General features: G+C 50.2%; 14 protein-coding genes. 3 read left to right on the top strand and 11 right to left on the bottom strand.

Features of this window, described 5'->3' with window-relative positions; genetic code table 11:
• Positions 1-181: 181 nt before the first annotated feature.
• The 3 genes from ACN0YR_RS14065 to ACN0YR_RS14055 all read right to left on the bottom strand — a co-directional run bounded on the left by ACN0YR_RS14065 (position 182) and on the right by ACN0YR_RS14055 (position 2,819).
• Complete coding sequence (locus ACN0YR_RS14065; RefSeq protein WP_417849873.1) at positions 182-1,882, bottom strand: rhomboid family intramembrane serine protease; 1,701 nt, start codon at positions 1,880-1,882, stop codon at positions 182-184.
• A 319-nt stretch (positions 1,883-2,201) separates the two neighbouring features.
• On the bottom strand, positions 2,202-2,546 hold the full coding sequence (locus ACN0YR_RS14060; RefSeq protein WP_417849872.1) for a Sec-independent protein translocase subunit TatA/TatB: 345 nt from the start codon (positions 2,544-2,546) through the stop codon (positions 2,202-2,204).
• Positions 2,547-2,663: 117 nt separating this feature from the next.
• Positions 2,664-2,819, bottom strand: a complete 156-nt coding sequence (locus tag ACN0YR_RS14055) for a twin-arginine translocase TatA/TatE family subunit (protein ID WP_417849871.1) — start codon at positions 2,817-2,819, stop codon at positions 2,664-2,666.
• 631 nt (positions 2,820-3,450) lie between these two features.
• Here ACN0YR_RS14055 and ACN0YR_RS14050 point away from each other — a divergent pair.
• Positions 3,451-4,380: a malate dehydrogenase gene (locus ACN0YR_RS14050; protein WP_417849870.1), complete on the top strand. Its 930-nt coding sequence runs from the start codon at positions 3,451-3,453 to the stop codon at positions 4,378-4,380.
• A 154-nt stretch (positions 4,381-4,534) separates the two neighbouring features.
• Here the strand turns inward: ACN0YR_RS14050 and ACN0YR_RS14045 are convergent, their stop codons facing one another.
• Positions 4,535-5,902 carry a TlpA family protein disulfide reductase gene (locus tag ACN0YR_RS14045; RefSeq protein WP_417849869.1) on the bottom strand — a complete coding sequence of 456 codons (1,368 nt, stop codon included), beginning with the start codon at positions 5,900-5,902 and terminating at the stop codon, positions 4,535-4,537.
• Positions 5,903-5,957: 55 nt separating this feature from the next.
• Here ACN0YR_RS14045 and ACN0YR_RS14040 point away from each other — a divergent pair, with 55 nt between their 5' ends.
• Positions 5,958-6,284 carry a biotin/lipoyl-containing protein gene (locus ACN0YR_RS14040; RefSeq protein ID WP_417849868.1) on the top strand — a complete coding sequence of 109 codons (327 nt, stop codon included), beginning with the start codon at positions 5,958-5,960 and terminating at the stop codon, positions 6,282-6,284.
• A gap of 162 nt (positions 6,285-6,446) precedes the next feature.
• Here ACN0YR_RS14040 and ACN0YR_RS14035 read toward each other — a convergent pair whose 3' ends face one another.
• The 5 genes from ACN0YR_RS14035 to ACN0YR_RS14015 form a co-directional block, all read right to left on the bottom strand.
• Positions 6,447-7,631, bottom strand: coding sequence for a PQQ-binding-like beta-propeller repeat protein (locus ACN0YR_RS14035; protein ID WP_417849867.1), 1,185 nt, complete (start codon positions 7,629-7,631; stop codon positions 6,447-6,449).
• On the bottom strand, positions 7,619-8,776 hold the full coding sequence (locus tag ACN0YR_RS14030; protein WP_417849866.1) for an iron-containing alcohol dehydrogenase: 1,158 nt from the start codon (positions 8,774-8,776) through the stop codon (positions 7,619-7,621). The genes ACN0YR_RS14035 and ACN0YR_RS14030 overlap by 13 nt, the downstream gene beginning before the upstream one ends.
• Before the next feature lie 131 nt (positions 8,777-8,907).
• Entirely contained in the window at positions 8,908-10,815 is a 1,908-nt protein-coding gene (gene mutL / locus ACN0YR_RS14025; protein WP_417849865.1) for a DNA mismatch repair endonuclease MutL, read from the bottom strand.
• A 148-nt stretch (positions 10,816-10,963) separates the two neighbouring features.
• The gene (locus ACN0YR_RS14020; protein WP_417849864.1) at positions 10,964-11,923 is read right to left on the bottom strand and encodes a hydroxypyruvate isomerase family protein; all 960 of its coding nucleotides are present in this window, start codon (positions 11,921-11,923) and stop codon (positions 10,964-10,966) included.
• Between the two features lie 188 nt (positions 11,924-12,111).
• Complete coding sequence (locus ACN0YR_RS14015) at positions 12,112-13,797, bottom strand: hypothetical protein (RefSeq protein WP_417849863.1); 1,686 nt, start codon at positions 13,795-13,797, stop codon at positions 12,112-12,114.
• 543 nt (positions 13,798-14,340) lie between these two features.
• Between ACN0YR_RS14015 and ACN0YR_RS14010 the strand changes: the two genes are divergently transcribed.
• Positions 14,341-16,248, top strand: coding sequence for a hypothetical protein (locus ACN0YR_RS14010; protein ID WP_417849862.1), 1,908 nt, complete (start codon positions 14,341-14,343; stop codon positions 16,246-16,248).
• Between the two features lie 438 nt (positions 16,249-16,686).
• Here the strand turns inward: ACN0YR_RS14010 and ACN0YR_RS14005 are convergent, their stop codons facing one another.
• Both ACN0YR_RS14005 and ACN0YR_RS14000 read right to left on the bottom strand, forming a co-directional pair.
• On the bottom strand, positions 16,687-18,561 hold the full coding sequence (locus ACN0YR_RS14005) for a carbamoyltransferase C-terminal domain-containing protein (RefSeq protein WP_417849861.1): 1,875 nt from the start codon (positions 18,559-18,561) through the stop codon (positions 16,687-16,689).
• Positions 18,542-19,528, bottom strand: coding sequence for a hypothetical protein (locus tag ACN0YR_RS14000; RefSeq protein ID WP_417849860.1), 987 nt, complete (start codon positions 19,526-19,528; stop codon positions 18,542-18,544). Before ACN0YR_RS14000 ends, ACN0YR_RS14005 begins: the two co-directional genes overlap by 20 nt.
• Positions 19,529-19,830: the final 302 nt, after the last annotated feature.

Raw genomic sequence — 19,830 nt, 5'->3', positions numbered from 1 at the left:
TCTTGAAGTCCCAACGTTCAATCAGCGATTGAATTAGAGCATCTTTCGAATTGGTTTGCAGGTTCTGCCTCGTGGCGAACAGCATTTTTCCTAGAGAAATGCGTTCTTCACGGACACACGGTAGAGCAAACTGCTCTACCGACAAATTCAGCTGTGACTTCAACCATCGTGCGAACGGTTGTCAATCAAGCTTGAGCGCTGAGTCTCGAAGCAGAGTGGGCTGAGGGATTTTCTTTCGCAGCGGCCATCCATTTTTGACCAGACCTGCAACCAGTCCACAAGTGATTCCAATCAACAGCCCCATTAAGTGACATTCAGAGCTAACGTTCGGTGTCATTTGGTCAAACACCATCTGAAAGGCGACAATGAAGAGCAGTAATCGAAACTCGCCAGCGACCAGTTGATTCCGCTTTTGGACTTGCCCCCAGGCCAAATAGCCCAACAAACAACCAAGTAATCCCATCACTCCCCCGGAAGCTCCGACGAGGACATAAGGATTCTCAGCAGTGGCTCCCAACGGAATCACTGTCAGCAGAAAGATCGAGAGGACTGCGCAAAGCAAATAGGCGATGGCCATCCAAATCGGTCCCCATGCATCCTCCACACGCTGCCCAAGAATCACCAGACCGACGACGTTCATCAACAAGTGCAACAGACCAAAGTGAAGAAACGCTGAGAAGAAAATTCGACGCGTTAAATTCGGCTCCAGCTCAGTTGGCAGAACGAGAGCACCGATTTGAATCAGGTTCTCTTCGCTGGAAGTGTTTTGAAGCAGCAGAGACGCTTTCTCAACCATTGTGAGCGTGGTTGATTGCATGACCGCCTGCCCGACGCCACCGCTGATCATTTCATAAACGAAGAATCCGACCAAAGTTGCGACCAGCCCCCATGTCGCAAAGTGTGCACTCGAAGCGGGAGAACTGATCAACGCAAACCGGGTTTCATGATCGAGATCAGACTCGATCTCACTCATGATCGACGACGAGCCTGCAGGAGGATGGTGAAGAACACGAACGGGATGAGCCAACCTTCGCTGAGAAGCGATGGCGATCTGCCGGTCCTTCGAAGACTGAAGTTTCTGGAAACTCTGATTTCCATCTTCGAGTCGACCGCTGGCCTGCATTGCAGTTGCCAGCCAGAAACGTTTTGTATCCGCATCAAAATGGCCAAGGGGACCATCAACAAGATGGGCAACTACATCGATTCGTCCACAAAACGCAGCCAGCTTCATCCGCGAGATATTCAACATCAACGCGGAGTTCCCACGTTTCTTTTTGTTCAAGCCACGCCGGAAAGACTCAATCAGCAATTCTGTCTGCCCAGTTTCGCCGAGTGCCTGAAGATAGATATTGGCCAACAGCGGATCTGCAAGAAGTCCTTGAGGTGACTTAGAGGTTTGAATCAATCTCAGAAATCTGTCCCAACGTCCCTGCAACCGCGTTGAGATCACAAATGCTGACTTCCCTACCGAATTATTCCTGCGGCTGATTGCCTCCAAAAGATCAAGGGCCTCTTGATCGCGCTGGCGGGAAAGTAACCACAATGCTCTCACCAAACGTGTCTGTTCGCGCATGCCGCTAAACGGGTGGAGCAGAAATGCAATCCAGGAAAAGAGTGACGCAGCATAGAAACGCCGCGAGCTTAGACAACTGTTCGAAAGTTGAACTGCAATTCCAGGTAGAAGAATCAAAACAAACCAGACACCTCCGGCATAGAATCCGGCGGAATCTTGATCTTTGCTATATGCGAAGAGGAGCACTCCGATTGTGAACAACGTTGGAAGCAGCCGCACGAGACTCGAGATGCGGAACCTCAACAGGTTGATCAACGTCATCCCGCAACTGATCGCGACAGTCCATATCAACAACCAGTTGAGCGACATTCGTGAACAGCCTGTTCTTTAGGAGAGGAGTAAGAAATGAACTCTGCGTAATCCGGGACTATCGCCCCGCCTAATCCGTCCGGGACAATGGTCCCGGGCTACGATGAGTTGGTCATCCTTACTCTGCTGCCTGCCGTTGTGAAAAACAAGAGTTTGTGAAAACAAGAATCTTGCTGAAGCTCATGCCTCAAATCGTACCACACTTCCCGTGACCACAGCGTCCCCCTTTGACTCTCGACGATGACTCTCGATAGCGACATTGCCGCTCACGTTGACGAGAATCTGGAGGTTACGCGAAAGGCACGAAAAAACGAGCGACCTACGCAGGAGACTCTTCTTCCTTCACCTCTTTGTTTTCCACAGTCTCTTTAGCCTCTTCAGTCTCGAATGTCGGTGGCTCAAATTTCGGAGCCGACATTTCAGGTTCGTCATCCTGAACATCGGGACGTGCATAGGTTGACGAAGAATGAGAAGAACTCGAACCGTGCCGAACATCATCTTCGATGCCCTGAATTCCTTTTTTGAACTCAACGATCCCCTTGCCAAGGCTCTTGGCAACTTCGGGCAAACGCTTTCCAAACAGAAGAAGTGCAATAATCCCGACAATCAACATTTCCGGGACGCCAACGCCACCTGGGATAAACCCGAGAAGACTCGATACCATAACTCCACCTCACACCCTGATTTTCAATGATCGATTGTCTGTTTTTTATTTTGGAATGACTTCAGAACGACGCCCTCTCCGGAATAGAACCCGCGGAACAAGGGGTCAATCGTCGCATCATTTGGGAAGAAGCTTTTGTTCTTCATTCATCCCCTCGCGGAAGGAGCGAACACTCCCACCGAGTGACTTCATCGTTGAAGGAAGTTTTTTTCCGAAGAGAAGTAGCACAATAAAACATAACAGCAAAAGCTCGGGAGTTCCTAATCCGAACATCGTCCTGCTCCATTTTTCTAGAATTACTGCGGAAGTAATCGACACTGTGGAAGAAACCGACAGCGAGAGTGGAGGCAGTGCAGTCAGGATAGACGAATACCGCATCCGACAACTGTCGGAGTGAAGGCGACTCGTCTTGCCCACGAACAACGCAAGCGATTTTGAGCAAATTTATAATACCCTTTTGAGTAGCCATGTCAATGACTGAACATCTCATTTCAACTTTCGTATCGATTACATTCGCAAGTCGTTAAGTGAATCCAGGAAATTGGTTATGTCGCAACAATCATCAAAGCTGCACACAAAATTGGTCGAAACTAAAACAGAGCAGCAGCATCAGCGACAGGACAAACTGTCGACTTTGAGAATTGTCACTGATGTATCGGACTGGAAATTTGGGTAAGATATGTCAAGGTATTGGTTGGAAACGAGCAGTTTGAAGTGATTGTTTCGCCGCACTCTATGATCTGCGGTGTCCAGCGAAGTCCATCTGCTTCAATCTGACCACTCGATCCCTGGCCCCTTGACTAGCCAACTCAACGGCTGCGCAGGGTTTATTGATCGGCATGAAGACAATCACGATGCATCGCGCCATCGATCCAAGAAGAATTAGAGACAAACGAAAGCACTCATGAAAGTTTCAATTATCGGTGGCGGTGGTTTAGTCGGTTCTTGTGCAGCCTCCGCACTTCAATATGGTGGGATCGTCAAAGAAATCGCCCTGGTCGATGTGAATCAGGACCTTGTCGAAGGACAGGCCCTTGACCTGCTCCACGGAGCCTCACTGACCTCTGATCAGAAGATCGTGGCTGGCGGACCGGAACTCTCTCAGGATGCAGATATCATTTGCATCACCGCAGGTTTGCGTCGGAAGCCGGAAGAAAGTCGCCTCGACCTGATCAACCGAAACGTGGCATTGTTCAGCAATATTCTCTCTGACCTGAAGTCAGCCGGTTACAAAAAAGAAGCCAAAGTCTTTGTGGTCTCCAACCCCGTAGATGTGTTGACCTACCTGGCAATGAAAGAACTCGATTTGCCACCACAGCAGATCATTGGCCTCGGGACTGTTCTCGACACAACACGCCTGCGAAGCATGCTCGCTCAGCGAATCGCTGTCCCACCCAGTCAGGTTCAAGTCACCATCTTCGGAGAGCATGGAGACAGTATGGTTCCAATCTGGTCGAATGCTCAAATCGCCGGGCTCCCCCTGGAGAAATATCCGGGCGTTACCTCTCAACTGATCGGAGAAGTGGAAAAGAAAACTCGTGGTTCAGGAGCAGAAGTCATCAAGAAAAAAGGTGGAGCTGGTTTCGCTGTCGGAGCTTCGATTGCCGATGTGATTCACACAATTGCTCTGGACCAGGAAAGAATACTTCCAGTCTCGTCTCTTCAAAATGGAGCGTACGGACTTAGCGACGTTTGCATCAGCGTGCCGACTGTCGTCGGAATCAACGGAGCACAATCTCACATCGAGATCGAACTCTGGCCAAAAGAACAAGCTGCCCTGCAACGCTCAGGTCAAGTCCTCCGAGAGACCATCAACAAGGTTCTCGGTACTTAATCGCTTCTGCTCATCGCCTATTCTGGGGTGATATTCTGAGATAATCCGTCCCCCGTCATGTGCTCATCTCGAAACAAGTCAGGCCCCTCGCTTAACGCGCGGGGCCTGACCATGAATTCTTGTGGTGTCACACTTGTGAAACTTGTGGAGTTGTTCAATTGCCAGCTAACGCAAGTTTGCCAAGCCACTGACGAAGGTCTTCAGGCTCAAGATTGATGGTTTTCACAACGCCGTTTTTGTCGACAAGCCAGTACGAGGGAACGATGCTCACGCCGTAGTGCTTGGCGATCGGGTTGCCCATGCCTCGCTTCGATGGGGCTGAAAAGAAAATGTGAGGCCACTGATTGTTCGTCATCTCGATGAATCGATCAACCGCTGCTTCCTCCTTGTCCAGGTTCACCCCGACAACGGCAGCCTCTCCTCCAAAGGATTCAATCACATCGTTGATCAGCTTCATGTCTTCCTGAAAGACGATCGAGTTCGAAGCCCAGAAAGCAATGACAGTCGGGCGACCACGAAATTGATCCGCGGAGAGAAAGTTGCCATCAATTGTCGAACCTCCAAACTCAAGAAGCTCCTGCCCCGGCAAGCGTAGTCGTCGCAACGGATTTTTCACTTGCTCCGCAAATGGAGAACTTGGAAACCGATCTTCAACAATCAGCATGCAGCTTTTGGCTTCCTCAACCAATCCAATCTTATCGCAGATATTTCCGGCAGCGACCAAGTGGATAGCAGCTCGATTTGCCTCTTGTGGGAACTTGTCGGTGAAGAGTCTCGCTTGTCTGGAAAACGCGAGTCCCCACTTGGGATCTTGAGCAGCGTGGTTTTGAGCTTTCAGTTGCGTGTATTGCAACAGTTTGAACGCAGATTCGACTGCGGCAAAGGACTTAGGATCTTTTTTGTAAAGCGTCTCAGCATCTTCCGAGAGCAACCGGACCTGCACCTGATCACCGGCAATCGCCAACTGCAGTCGGGCACTCGCCAACGCAGCCACAGCCGTATTGAAGCTTTCGATCTGCTCCGGTTGATTGTGAGTTTTGACAATCACCTGCTGGGCATGTTCAATCACCTTGAGCAAAGAGCTTGATTTTTGCTGGCCTGTACCACCTTGGCCGATCCCCTGTAACCGGCCGATGTCTTGAAGAAACCATTCAACAGAACCTTTGGCGGCAGGCTTTGCCTCCTTGGCGGATGAATGATTTTTACCCGGTGTCGCAACCATCGCCATTTTGGCTGATTCCGCAGGCTTCTGAATTCTTATCGAATCGTCCAACTTCAGTAGTGGAACATCAATACTCACAGTTGGAGGGACAGTCGGCAAAGAGTTCTCCTCCAGAACCGGTGGAGTTTGAACTTGTGAATCGGCATCTTGCGATCCACATCCCTGAACCAGCAGAACAAAGACAGCCATCCAGACAATCACAAGCTTCTCGCCGGATTGATCAATGAATCGAGCCCCAAAACGGCTTTTCGGCAAGGTTGAAACTATTTTTTGGCTTGAAGAGAGCAATTTCGAATTCATCTGATCGCAATCCTTTGCAATACTGTTGAGTGATACAGATGCGCAGCGTTCCATATTGGCACGCGCAGAATCTGCCGAACGTTTTTTATGCGAAGATGCGAAGATGACGCAAGACCCGTTTCCCGATGAGATTCAGCAGGTCACCGTTCCGGACCTGGGAATAGAAAATCGGCCTGTTTCCCTGGTCAATTGGCTCGTCCCCCCCGACGCCAAAGTCATCGCAGGAGAGCGAATCGCAGAGTTACTCGTTGATTCCACCCTGTTTCATTTGGAATCCGAGCACAATGGGAGACTCAAAAAGTACCTCGTTCCCAGCGGGGTCGAAGTTCAAACCGGGGATTTCATCGCGGAAATTGAGGTCGAAAAGGCTGATACTTACTGATTTCTTTGACGAAAGATGAATGAAGTCCCCATAAATGCGCCCCTCCGCAACGAAAGACCGCTCGACGGTCAGGCACAGAAAATCACCAAGCGAGGATCACGAGTCACTTTGTGAGTGATTATCAAGGGCACCTTTCGAATTGGTGCTCAGGTTCTGACTCGCTCACTTCTTACCGAAGCACATGATTTTCCCGTTCGAAGTATCAGTCCCAATAACCAGATAGCCATCCGCGATGGCGGGAGATCCTGAAATAGATTGCTTCGCCGGGTACTTCCAGACCTCTTTCCCGTCCGAAATATTCAATCCATAAACGTTCCGATCCGCGGAACCGAAATAGACACGCTGACCAGCAATCACCGGCGACGAATCGACCCGCCCGCGAGTCGCGAAAGACCATTTCAACTCACCCGTCTTTTTGTCGAGACAGTGGACATGTTTGTCTCGGCTGCCAAAGATGATCAGGTCATCGGTGACGGCGGGAGAAGTTCGAATCTGTTGCTCCCGCTTTGGAACTGAAAAGCTCCAGACCTCTTTCGAGGTTTCCCAATCGAGTGAGTAAACGCCTCCTCCGTCGGTTCCGAAATAAAGATTTTTATCGGTGGCAGCAGCTGAGGCCAACAGGAGCGCTTCGATTGGAACCTCTTTCGCGGTTGTCCCTTTTTCAATCTCGAAGACTCTCAGAACTGGTTGATCGCAACCGGTCGTGAATGTGTATTTCCCGACAATTGTCGGCGTCGCGTTCACTGGTCCGAATGTTTCCGCCTTCCACACCTGCTCTCCGCTCTTCACATTGAAGCAATATAAGAAGCCGTCGTGCGACCCAAAGATCACGTTGCCATCGACAATTTGAGCTCCGCCTACGATTTCCCCTGCGGTTTCGAAGGCCCATCGCCTCTTCCCTGTCGCGCGTTCAATCGCGTGGAATGTCCCAAAATCGTCACCAACAAAGATGGTCGTTTCATCAAGCGTCAGCGGAGCGTTAAATCCGGGCGCGATGTCGTTTTCAGCGACCATTTCAACGGATCGATACGTCCACAGTTTTTTGCCCGTTTTCAACTCGAAACAATGCACATCACCACTCAACGTTGCAGCGTAGGTCTTCCCATCTGCAATCACCGGCGTGGAAGCGGTTCCATCTGGAGTTTTGAATTCCCATTTAAGTTCGAGTTCGTCAGCCAAAGGACTGGCTGCAACGCCGAGATTTTTCAATCCATTGCGGAAAGAACTCCACGACTCATGCTTCACATCGTCCGCATGGCTTGATGCATTCGCGAACATCATCACCGATGCAAGGACAGCTCCTCCCGACACAACAACTCGACCGATTGGTGTTTTTAATAGGCGCATTTGTATAGCTCCAATAACGAAGAGGCATCGACTGGTCGCGGATTACTCTGCCCGGTCCATTGTTCAGAAGCTTCGCTTGCCATTTTCTCAAACAGGGACTCGTCCACGTTGCACTCTCTGAGTCTCCCGGGTTGTTCGGACTTTTGCACAAGATGAGTCAAGTATTCTGCGAGAATCACTGGAGCCTCTGGATCTGAGTTTTCGCACAAGCCAATATCCTCAGCAAAGTGACCGTACAAATTCGCGATCTCAGGCAACGCTCCATTAAATCGAACGACATGGGGAAGCAGCACTCCGATGGCAATTCCGTGCGTTAAGTTGCAATGGGCGGACAATGGATTCGCCAAAGCGTGTGTTGCTCCCAGCATCGAGTTTTCAATCGCAGCCCCGGCGAAGTGAGCCCCTAAGAGCATCGCTCCGTTGGCATCAACATTTTGCGGTTCCTGTAGAGACTTCAAGAACGACCGGCTTAACAGGCTCCAGGCTTGACGACTGAAGAGCTGAGAGACTGGTCCACGCTTGAGGGTGACATAACTTTCCACAGCATGACTGATGGCATCGATCCCGGTGGCAGCCCGAACAGATCGCGGCATCGTGAGTGTGAGATCCGGATCGAGAATCGCGACCTTGGCGGCCGCTTTCTTGTCGCCGCAAGCCATTTTCATATGTGTCTTTGGATCCGCGACAACGGCGAAAGACTGGGCTTCGCTACCCGTGCCCGATGTTGTGGGAATCGCGATCAGCGGCAACATCGGTTTTGTCGCTTTGCCGACTCCCTTGTAGTCAGACATTTTCCCGCCATTGGTCAGCAGGAAATTAATCCCCTTCGCACAATCCATGCTGCTCCCGCCACCTAGACCGACGATGAAATCGATCTGCTCATTCCGGGCAAACGCGACACCTTTCTCAATATCATCCGACGTCGGATTCGGTTCGACATCATCGAAGACGGCGACTTCGAGCCCCGCTGCGGCAAGGTACTCTTTCGCCCGGTCTTCATGACCGGCATCTTTCAACCCCTGATCGGAGACAAGTAAAACCTTCGAGCCGCCAAATTCGGCAACAAGATCTCCTATCCGGGCAAGCGTACCTTGTCCGAAAACAACACGTGTCCGGGGATCAAAATCAAACTGAGGAATCTGCATGTCCATTCCGTTGGAGGGTCTGCTCGGAGGGCGAGGCTGGGTGGGATATTCGTCTACATATCCTATCGCCACAGAAAAGCAGAGAAAAGCGGGGCTGCCCAGAAAGTCTGATCCGTTGCGATTTCTTCGGATTACCCAAGTCGACCGAATTGGCGGTCGAGCTCATCTCGCGAGAGTTTTAATGCGGTCGGGCGACCGTGTGGACAATGGTGATGGTCGTCACAGAGATGACGCTGGGCCAGCAATGATTCCATTTCTTCGAAGGTCAATCGTTGCCCCGCCTTAATGGCGGCCTTACAAGACATCATATGCAGCAGTTCATCGATTAAGTCACGTCGCTCAAGTTTGCGACCAGACGATTCCAGCAGATCAACAATGTCTCGGAGAAGCGACTTGGGGTCAGCCTTGGCGAGCAGTGTGGGGTAACCGGTCAGAGCAATCGTACTTCCGCCAAACTCCTGAATATGCAGACCGAGTTCCTTCAGCAAATCCTCCTGATCGAGAAGCGTACTCGCCTCACGACTCGAAAGCTCAACAGTCAGCGGAATCAACAACTTCTGAACTTCAACACCCCCAGAGAGAATTCGTCGCCGGAGTTGCTCATACATGATTCGTTCATGGAGTGCATGCTGATCAATCACTGTGAGGCCGTCAGTCGATTCGACGACGAGATAGCAATCGTGAATCTGCATCGCGCGAATTTCCGCAGACGCACTTGCAGGATGCTCGCCCGCTTCGATTGACTCGATATGCGTGACGCCACCTGGCTTATTTGGAAGCTCTGTTCCCGAAGTTCCACCGAAAGAAGATTCGCTCGGTAATTGATCGACCGAAGGTTGCGACGGCGGAGGGCCAACCTCTGGGCCAGCCAGTTTTGAGACAGCTTCAAACAGCGAGCCATGCCCCTTCTGTTCATCGAGCTGATTCTTCGCCCATGAAACCAGCTCGCGCTGCATTTCTCGCGGTTCCGACTTTGGACCGGAAGCTTCTGGCTGAGCACGATCGACGGAAAGTTTGGAATCGAGATCCATCGATAGAAATTTGTTGCGCAAAGTTGAGAGCATCAACCGGTACAGCACCTGGGAATCTCGGAAGCGAACTTCCGATTTCGTGGGGTGAACATTCACATCGACAAGTTCCGGATTCAGATCCAAAAACAGAAACGCAATCGGCTGTCGACCGATCATCACCAAACCGCGATAGCCTTCGCCCAAAGCGTGTTGCAATGAACGGTCCTGAATCCAGCGGCCATTCAAAAACAGGTACTGCCCTTTACGAGTCGATTTACTTTGTGACGGATGCGCAACATAGCCCCACAGCCGCGTCCCTTCATGTTCTGCTTCAACCCAAATTAAGTTTTGGGCGAGTTCGCTGCCGTAGAACAACTCTAGTCTCTCGATAAATCGATGCGTCGCAGGGAGTTCGTAAACGGTTTTGCCATTGTGTCGCAGCACCATGTGCAAGTTCGGATTCGCAAGTGCAACACGCGTGAATTGTTCGGAGATGTGGCCAAACTCAGTCGCCTGCGTCTTCAAAAACTTACGTCGCACGGGAGTGTTGCAGAACAGCTGTCGGACTTCGATTTGCGTCCCCTCTGGACATCCGCACGCTTTCGGCTCTTTAACAATTCCACCATTGACCTCCATTTCCGTGCCGACTTGCTGACCACGCTGCTTGGTCCTCAGTCGGAAGTGTGAGACTTCCGAAATAGACGCCAGTGCCTCACCTCGAAAACCCATAGTCCGCACGCTGAACAGATCATCAGCATCGGCGATTTTACTGGTAGCGTGGCTGGCAATGGAAAGTTCAATATCGTCGGGATGAATCCCTTCACCATCGTCAACGATACGAATCAATTCTGCACCACCCTGCTCAATGTCGACCTCGATTCGGGTCGAGAGAGCATCGACGGAGTTCTCAAGTAACTCCTTCACAACACTAGCAGGACGTTCAATCACCTCCCCGGCAGCGATCTTGTTGATCACGCTGGCAGAAAGCTGATGAATTCGAGTTTCGACATCCGTGTGAGTAGAAGACATAAATCGTACTAAATGAACGTGAAATGACGACAGCAGCAACACAACTCATTCACGATGTGTCGCGTCTCTCAGGAAGACTTGATAGGAAGTTGGCAGCCCCCCCACCACCGGACAAACCAGCGGCTCGAGAAAGGCTCATTGCGTGGACTTAAACGTCACACAAAGCAACCGCCTCTGCGAGACCATCCCAAGGGTCACGAGTCGGAATAAATTCCTGCCCGACATACCCAGTGTACCCAACATCCAAGAGTGCTTTCATGACTGCGGGGTAATTGATTTCTTGAACATCGTCGAGTTCAGCTCGTCCCGGGTTTCCAGCTGTGTGAATATGCCCCAGCCAGTCTTTGTGTTCTCTGATTCGGCGGATGACATCACCATCCATGATTTGCACATGATAAATATCGAACAGCAATTTCACGTGCGACGAACCGACTTCTTTGAGAATATCGATGCAATAATCGCAATGATCTCCCTGATACCCCGGATGCCCTTTCATTGGGTGCGAATCGTCTCGCGTGTTGAGCATCTCAAGACAAACAGTCACATCGTTCTTCTCGGCATCACCTGCAATTTTCTTCAAACCTTCGACGCAGTTTTTCGCACCATCTTCTTTGGAAAGTCCGTTTGCCATGCCTGTGAAAGTGATCACGCTTTTGACGCCGAACTCTTTGCATTGACGAATACGTTCGCGCAACCTGGCGAGACACTCGTCCCATTCATCTCGGTTATTGAAGCCCGTTTGAAAACCATGGCTCCCCGAGATCGCACAGGTCAGGCCGTGCTTCTTCAGAGTCGGCCAATGTTTCGGGTCGATCAATTCAATGCTCTGACATCCGAGTCTCACAGCGACATTGCAGTACTCATCAACATCCGGCCACGCCTTGTTGTAGCACCAGTTAACGAGAGACTGCTTGATCCGATTATTTTTGGCAACAGGGCCCGCTTTGTCTTGCGTCTCTTGATCTTTCGCAGCCTCAGCCGTTTGACTTCTGGTTGCTTGACTTCCGACTGCGACAGCCGCTGCCACGCTGGAGGCGGACCATCTCATCCAGTCTCGTCGAGAAATCCCGCTCGGCTGAGAATTCTCAGAATGTTGATCGTTTGCCATCTCGGTGACTCCTGCAGGAAACGGTGTCACATCGCCTTCATAACGACGTGTTCGACTGAACGCCGATTGTACTCCGACGAGTGCCTGAATCTCAACTGGCCCGGAGAGAGAAAACCGGCCAACAGCTTTAGACTCCGCAGCATCCCCTGCAACGATCCAGCAACAGTAAGCACTTACCAGAAAGCACCTTACAGTTGACTCCGGTCGTAAAGCTGAGCCAGAGTCAATCCGAGGAGCCGGACAAAACCTTCTTCAAACTGCATTCGTATCCGGCCCCCGGTCTCTGTCGGACGAATATCAATCCGGACCGCATCTTGACCTTTCTCAATCGCTTCTAACGCGAGTTCACGACCATTTTGGTTTGCGTTTTCCCGTGCTGGTAAATTCATCCAGGGCAATAGTCGGAAGACAACTTGAAGTGGAGCGGTACTTCCTTCAAGAGTCCCAGGAGGAGTTTCGAGCAGCAGGTCGATCGCGAAATCAAGTTCGGAGAGTAATTTGTCTCCCCCGATCCCGAACCAGAAAATTCCATTTCCAGAACCTAAGTAGACACTGGGATGACCGCCATATATCCGCAGGTCTTCCTCACTTGCATTGGTAGCAACAAGACGATGGAACATCACGTTTTGATGTTCATGAACATCAAGTTCTACGGATTCGATCCCATCAAGCTCACCAACACCAGAGAGGAGGTCTCTGAGCGCAGCTCCAAACGTTTGCGAACCAACCAATTTGAGGCCACCGATCAAAGCGAATTCATTACGTTCAATCGGAATAAACTGAAAGACACCATTGATGTGTTCTTGCTCGGCAGTCGCACGCAATGAATCTGCGATGCGACCAATTGACGCCACGAACGTCTCCGGGAGTTGCTCACCCAGAGCCAGTTCGAAACCTTTGATGAGACCAATCATCGCCTCTTTCTCTCGACGATCCATTTTCCAGGAAATCGTCAGAGTCAGCGGGTTTGAGTCTGACTGGAGTGGCTCGAAGATACTTTTCCGTCCGCCGATATTCTTCATGAATTCGGAGAATTCACTTTCGGGAGTGGCGTCAACGAGTAATTCAATGGCAGCCATTTTTTCTTCAGGCTTGGCTTCCAAACCAATTGTGATCTGTTCACCATCACGAAGAATCTGTGTCATCAACTCCAGCACGCTTTGACCACTCGCTTTTCGCATTTGGTGAGCCGCCTCCGACTCATCGTCACGTTGTTGCAATTCTGCCTGCGAACTCGATTGCAGGGTCGCGATGAAGAAATCTTTCATCAATGGCTGAATATTTCCCAGCATCGCAGAAGCGCTCACATCGTAACGGGCCACCATACTCCGTACGACCTGTTCCGGATCAGGCAGATCTTCCAGCATCGATTCATCAGACGCTGCAAACGCATAACCGTTCTCGACCACCATATTGATGCCACGATTTCGCCGCCCGAATGGAAACTTGTAGACGTTCTCTTTGCCTTCTACTTTTTCCGGTTTCGCTGGCCCCAGAGAAGCCGTCCGAATAAAAGCATCCATGTCATCGACCGGGATGAACGCAACACGAACCGGCTGCGGGGGGAGCGAATCGCTCAGAAAGAACATGAACCCAAACGGCTTGGTACGGCTGACGCCTTCCAGATTCCCTGCTTTGTCTGTCAGGAATTCGTTAATCATATCGGTCATGTCGGACCGACCGGTGGCATCGAACATCGCTGCAATATTCGTTAGCGATTGATCGATATTTTTCACTGCGACCGCAGCAAATGGAAGGCGCGGACCGAAGTCTTCTTCGAGATCGTCCTGTCCAAAGACATTTGCTGGATGAATCGCAAGCAGACTCGCCACGATGATTGCGAACAGAGAATTTTTTGAATTTCGATTCTTCATATTCAACCTGATGACCAAATCTCTAATGACTGAGAGGTCGCTCCCCTGCTCTGAAATCAACGACCGCTTCCCGACTTGTGTGTAACTCCAAGCGGCTTCTTCCGTTTCGGCATTCTTTGAAAAAAAGGCCGAAACAACAAGGATCCACAAAGAATGTCACTCACGATACCCATCCCAGTCACTCTTGGTGTCAGAAAGTTGAAGATTTTTTTCTCGAGACAGTGATCGATTCCGACAGCATCAATTCTTGCAGGATCGCCTCTTTGGCTAGATTTTTTTCGAATCGGTGTTCGTGCTCTACCTCGCAGCGCGCGGCAATTATCGAAACCGCCCACTTCGCTGACAGCGTTCGATAATGAAGCCGGCCTGAATTGATACAATCCTACTTAAGACTCTATCTCCTCAGCCGCTCAGAGAAACTGAGCGAACAAGGAAAACAGTTGAGTGCCGACGGCTGCCAGCGTATCGTGGAGCGATCCCTCTCGACCAGTTTGGCACACAAAGAGTTCACCTTGATCATATCGCACGCAGGCTCCGGACCGTATGAGCAAAACAATTTCGAAGACCATTCTTCTCACTTGGCTTGCGATGACACTGGGCAACCCCATTGCTTCCGCGAATGACTATTTTCGGATCACGGTTGTCGATGCAGAAACAGATCGTGGGATCCCCTTAGTCGAACTCACCACGGTCAATAATATCCGCTTCGTCACCGACTCTGCAGGCGTCGTGGCATTTCACGAGCCGGGGTTGATGAACCAACGGGTCTATTTCAAAGTCTTCAGCCACGGGTACGAATCCCCCCAGGCAGGGTTTGGTTTTCAAGGAAAGTCGTTCGAAATCACTCCCGGTGGCAAAGCGGTCTTAAAGCTGAAGCGACTCAATATCGCTGAGCGTCTTTATCGCGTCACTGGAGAAGGAATCTACCGCGACAGCCTATTGCTTGGTGACAACGTCCCGCTTGCAGAGCCAGCCCTGAATGCCGGGGTGCTTGGTTCAGACAGTGTTGTGAATACGGTTTTCAACAACCGCATTTACTGGTTCTGGGGAGACACCAACCTGCCTGCTCATCCGTTAGGAATTTTCGATGTTCCGGGTGCGACATCAAAACTCGCGAACGACGGTGGACTCTCACCCGATGTGGGGGTGAATCTCAACTATTTCAAAGCGCCCAACGGACTCGCCAAAGCGACCGCTGACATGCCCGGAAAAGGTCCGACCTGGATAGGCGGGTTGATTGCTTTAAAGGACAAAAATCTACGTGAAAAGCTCCTCGCCAGCTACGCGAAAATCGAGCCTCCTTTAGAAACCTACGAAAGAGGGATCATTGAATTCGATGTGGCTGCGGAAGAGTTTCGACAAGTGAAAACGTTCCCGTTGAGCACTCCTCTTTACCCGAATGGGCATCCGCTGAAAGTGACTGAGAACGGTCTGGAGTATGTCTATTTCTGCCTGCCATTCCCGACTGTCCGAGTGCCCGCGACCGCCGAAGCTTATAAGGACTTGTCGCAGTACGAAACTTACACCTGCTTGAAAGCTGGAAGCACCCCAAACAAGCCGCTCATAGATCACGACGAACAAGGAGCCGTCAGATACTCATGGAAGAAAGGTCTCCCATCACTCGACATGAAATCACAAGCGGCATTGGTGAATTCAGGTCTTCTAAAACCAAACGACCTGCGGTTTCGGCTCTTTGACCTCAACACAGGTCGCGCAGTGAACTGCCATGGTGGATCGGTTTACTGGAACGAGCACCGGCAACGCTGGGTCTGCATCATGCTCGAACTCTTTGGTACATCACCTTTAGGAGAAATCTGGTACGCCGAGGCCGACACTCCTCTTGGTCCGTGGCAATACGCCCAAAAGATCGTCACCCATAACAACTACAGCTTCTACAACCCCAAACAACATCCGATGTTCGACCAGGAAGATGGTCGCATTATCTATTTCGAGGGGACCTACACCCATTCGTTCACAAATAACAAAGACCAAACTCTGCGATACGATTACAACCAGGTGATGTATCGACTCGACCTCGATGACGAACGCCTGGCACTCCCGCTACCAATTTATCGAACAATAGACGCTGAGAACAAAGAGTCACTAGCCCTGCGAACTTCCGTCAAACAAGCCCCCCATCACAAAGACCCCGAAAACAAAGACTTAGCCTTCTTCGCACAAGACCGAAAGACCTCGCTAAACATCCCGATTTACACAACACTGACGAATGGCTCTCAACACTTATCTGCAACTCCGAATGAAGGGAAACCACTCTTCTACGCGATGCAAGCAAACCAGCCTGAACCACCTGCAACCACATTACCGTTGTTCGAATTCAAAAACCCTACGAGCGGCGAAAGACACTACACAACCACATCAACAGCCCCCAAAGGATTCATCAACCAAGGCATCCTCTGTCGAGTCTGGACCACAAATCCCAAGCAACCTTAAGCACCACGATACGTAGAAAGAGTTATTTCCGAACACGAGCAAAAGCAGTTTGCTCTATCGTGTGACCGTGTCGAACACGTTTCACCAGAAAAACTGCTGCTCACCACAAGGCAGAACCCGAACACCAGTTAGAATTAATGTGATCGAGTCGATTCAATATTGATCTTTACGCTCTGTCTCGTGGCGAGCAGTTTGCGAGATGATGAAGACGACCTTCACAATCACAACAAACATTAAAGACGCCCGGTCTCTCCTCGTGATGAGTTTGCCCCTCAGTCCTCAAACCCCGTCACACCTTCTAAACTGCCTTCCAATGCAGTTCGATTGCTGGAACTGAATGAGAAAAATTGCGTGGCAAATTAAAACGGATCGACCGCGATTCCCATTGAGATTGCTGGGCACATTACTCTTGCCTCTGAGAATAAAATGCTCAACAAATCAATGGCTGACAGTCTGAGTTCTTTCGGCATCAATCTCAGCGAGGTTCGGGTGTTTAACTAAGTAGTTACCAATAGCTAAGTAATCCATCCGGCCCTTCAGGAATGCTCGAATTGCATCGTCCGGTGAGCAGACGATCGGTTCTTCATGCATATTGAAGCTCGTGTTGATCACCGCAGGAATTCCTGTAATGTCGTAGTAAGCCTTGATGATTTTGTAAAAACTTTCGTTCGATTTCATCGAGACGTTTTGCGGCCTAGCTGTTCCATCAATATGCACTGCTGCCGGGCACATCTCTTTCATTTTTTCGGTGCAATCGAATGTAATTGTCATAAACTGTGCAGTTTTTTCACAGCCATCAGTCTTGAGGAACAGGTCTTTCGAATGCTCTTCAAGGCACGCCGGAGCAAAGGGCATGAATTCGGTTCGCCCCAGCTGATGATTCAACCACAAATTTACCTCAGGATCCTGAGCTGGATACAAAATTGATCGGTTCCCTAATGCCCGGGGACCATATTCCATGCGTCCGTTAAATCTTGCAATAATCCGGTTCTCTGAAAGGAGCTTTCCGATTTCAGATTCTGTATTCACGGAGAAGTCCGCATCGAGTCCCGCTTCCTTAAGAGCAATGCAAATCTCTTCATCGGAATATTCTGGACCGTAATAAACATTGTCAATTTCCAGAGAGCCTAACTTTTCACGTTCAAATGCCAGTAGTCCTGCACCGGTCGCGCAGCCACCATCGCCCATGTTCGGATAGACAAACACCGAATCGACACCCTCGATTTCGTGAATTCGCTGGTTGAGTTTGACATTCGCGTTCACTCCTCCAGACACGACGACGTTCTTGGCGCCGGTCTTGTCAACCCAAACTTCGACCGCTTGCTTCACTACATCTTCGAGAACATTCTGGTACGTCGCAGCGATGTCTCGCTTTGAGAAGTGCTGCGAAAAGTACCGTGACAAAAAGTAGTTCAAGGCACCATGCATTCTGATGTCACCCTCTTCAAGGCCATCAAAACGAGCTTTCAAAACCGGTTCAAGAAGCGTGGAATCTCCATAAGCTGCAAGTCCGACAATCTTCCCTTCGTGCCGACCAGCGGTGAATCCGAGTGCGCTTGTCACGTACTCATAAAAAATACCGAGCGAATACGGAAATTTGAATTGATGAAGCAGTTTGAAACCATCAGGACTGCACGAATAGACCGCACCAGCATTACCGGTTCCGTACCCATCGAGAAGCACCGCGATGGCCTCAGAATAGCCCGACGAATAAAAGGCATTAGCCGCATGCGTCAGATGATGATTGAATCTCTTCAGTTTCCCTTCCAGGTGATACTTTTTCAAACCCTCAAGAAGCTGTTGATTTCGCAGCGTATGATCTTCAACAGCCATGTCTCGCCAGCGGGCAAGTTCTTTTCGGTGCATGCGACGATCGAAAGCAGGAACAGTCGCTGCAAGTTTATAGATCGCCCGCTTCCAAGCCGGTTTGCGCTCCATAAATTCCATTGACGCATCCAGACCAGGAATCGGATCGACAGTTGGAGATTTTTCTAATTTTGAGACTGCACTCCGAAGATAACTTGACGATGCTGACAGGGCTTGAGTGCTGTCACGTTGCCCGTCGAGTTGAACGCTCTTATCAATCGCCTGCGCTTCTCCGTGCGCATCCAGAAAAGCGTAGGCGACCACATCGATTTCGGATGGTGACCAACCTGTTAATTCAAATCCCAGATCGAGTGCCCGATAAGGAAAGCCATCTTGAAGCTTAACTCTCGAAAGTCGCTCCTCTCCACAGGCAAAGACTACTCGACCATCCTCGATGAAGCTGATGGTCGAGTCTTTATCGAGGGGGCTAATTCCCAAAACCTTCATGATATTTTTCCTCAAGGAGGCCTGCCAGTTGGGACATCGTCGCAGGCTGAAAGATCGGCTCTCTTTGGAGAACCTGAAAAACAGACTCAATTCCCAACAGAATCCGATCGCAATCTTGCTCACTTTGGCAGTATGGACCGGGGCCTGGAGAGAGAGATGAACTATGGACTGTAAAGGTCAAATGTCCAAGGCCTGACGACGCTGCAATGTCAAGAAACTTGACAATTCGATGAGCTTCTTCACATTCGAAGTTTAGCCAAACGCGCGACGCAACTCCCAGTTTATTCAATATTCCAATCAAGCGGAGTTTCGCGAGAGCTGGAGATTCCAATCTATTAAAAATCTTCAACCAGCGATCGTAAGGTCGACGCGTTGTCACCATCGTAAGCGGAACTTCCCAAAGGACCTCGCCGCTTCCAAACTCAATGCGTGTTGGCTCCAGCCCCCGATCACAGTAGTCTGGAGCACCATCATCAGGCCAACTTGTGTAGGGACAGACTGAAGAATCAACGAGAAACTGGTGCTCCACCAGAAATTTCTGCACCACATCGCCACTTGAATACCGCCCACCCCGAAAACTTTTCGGTGTTATTCCGGCATCGACCAGCGAATCGAACGTAGCTTGCAACTTTTCGATTTGTGCTCCGGGAGAGAGGTTGTGTGTAAACGATTCGCCTGGTCCAACGGTTTCTGATTGAATTGGCGGAGTATTCCAAGGATGAAGATGCATCCCAATTTCAACATTTTCTGATTCGCTCAGCTTCGTAATTATTTCAGCTGAGGCACGATTCGCAATGACCGCATGATTGCAGAAATACGTCGGACGAATGTCGTATTTGTCGCAAAGCGATTGAAAACGGCCCAATTGGTGAATGTTTGAAACCGACAAATCTCGAACCGGAAACGGCCCCGACCAGTCCCATTCCTCTTCCGTATCAATTGTGACCGTAAATGGAATCAAATTCATAATCAGAAAGTGCCCGCAGAGAAAGAAACATTTCGCAAACAGACTGGGAATGCCAACGAATCAAAACTATAGCATTTGCAGAAAGAATGTTCGCGTCCTGCCCTGTGAAAAAAGAATCATTGTTAATGAAAAGCACTCTTCACAGAGACAGAAAGCAAGAGAGTGTTTCAGTAATAATAAAATCTGATCAAGACCTCGCCCCCATAGATTGATCGCAATTTCATGAGGAGCATGGTTCTCACCTCTCAATGTCTTTTACTTGTACCATACAACCGAGATCAGAATCAACGAAACACCACCCA

Source organism: Thalassoglobus sp., assembly GCF_048270125.1.
Classification (GTDB): domain Bacteria; phylum Planctomycetota; class Planctomycetia; order Planctomycetales; family Planctomycetaceae; genus Thalassoglobus.
This window is presented reverse-complemented; position numbering and strand designations above follow the sequence as displayed.

What these genes read in the sequence shown, in the direction of transcription:
- ACN0YR_RS14065 (WP_417849873.1), bottom strand. Translation starts at nt 1,882, where the DNA reads ATGTCGCTCAACTGGTTGTTGATATGGACTGTCGCGATCAGTTGCGGG.
- ACN0YR_RS14060 (WP_417849872.1), bottom strand. Translation starts at nt 2,546, where the DNA reads ATGGTATCGAGTCTTCTCGGGTTTATCCCAGGTGGCGTTGGCGTCCCG.
- ACN0YR_RS14055 (WP_417849871.1), bottom strand. Translation starts at nt 2,819, where the DNA reads ATGTTCGGATTAGGAACTCCCGAGCTTTTGCTGTTATGTTTTATTGTG.
- ACN0YR_RS14050 (WP_417849870.1), top strand. Translation starts at nt 3,451, where the DNA reads ATGAAAGTTTCAATTATCGGTGGCGGTGGTTTAGTCGGTTCTTGTGCA.
- ACN0YR_RS14045 (WP_417849869.1), bottom strand. Translation starts at nt 5,902, where the DNA reads ATGAATTCGAAATTGCTCTCTTCAAGCCAAAAAATAGTTTCAACCTTG.
- ACN0YR_RS14035 (WP_417849867.1), bottom strand. Translation starts at nt 7,631, where the DNA reads ATGCGCCTATTAAAAACACCAATCGGTCGAGTTGTTGTGTCGGGAGGA.
- ACN0YR_RS14030 (WP_417849866.1), bottom strand. Translation starts at nt 8,776, where the DNA reads ATGCAGATTCCTCAGTTTGATTTTGATCCCCGGACACGTGTTGTTTTC.
- mutL (WP_417849865.1), bottom strand. Translation starts at nt 10,815, where the DNA reads ATGTCTTCTACTCACACGGATGTCGAAACTCGAATTCATCAGCTTTCT.
- ACN0YR_RS14020 (WP_417849864.1), bottom strand. Translation starts at nt 11,923, where the DNA reads ATGGCAAACGATCAACATTCTGAGAATTCTCAGCCGAGCGGGATTTCT.
- ACN0YR_RS14015 (WP_417849863.1), bottom strand. Translation starts at nt 13,797, where the DNA reads ATGAAGAATCGAAATTCAAAAAATTCTCTGTTCGCAATCATCGTGGCG.
- ACN0YR_RS14010 (WP_417849862.1), top strand. Translation starts at nt 14,341, where the DNA reads ATGAGCAAAACAATTTCGAAGACCATTCTTCTCACTTGGCTTGCGATG.
- ACN0YR_RS14005 (WP_417849861.1), bottom strand. Translation starts at nt 18,561, where the DNA reads ATGAAGGTTTTGGGAATTAGCCCCCTCGATAAAGACTCGACCATCAGC.
- ACN0YR_RS14000 (WP_417849860.1), bottom strand. Translation starts at nt 19,528, where the DNA reads ATGAATTTGATTCCATTTACGGTCACAATTGATACGGAAGAGGAATGG.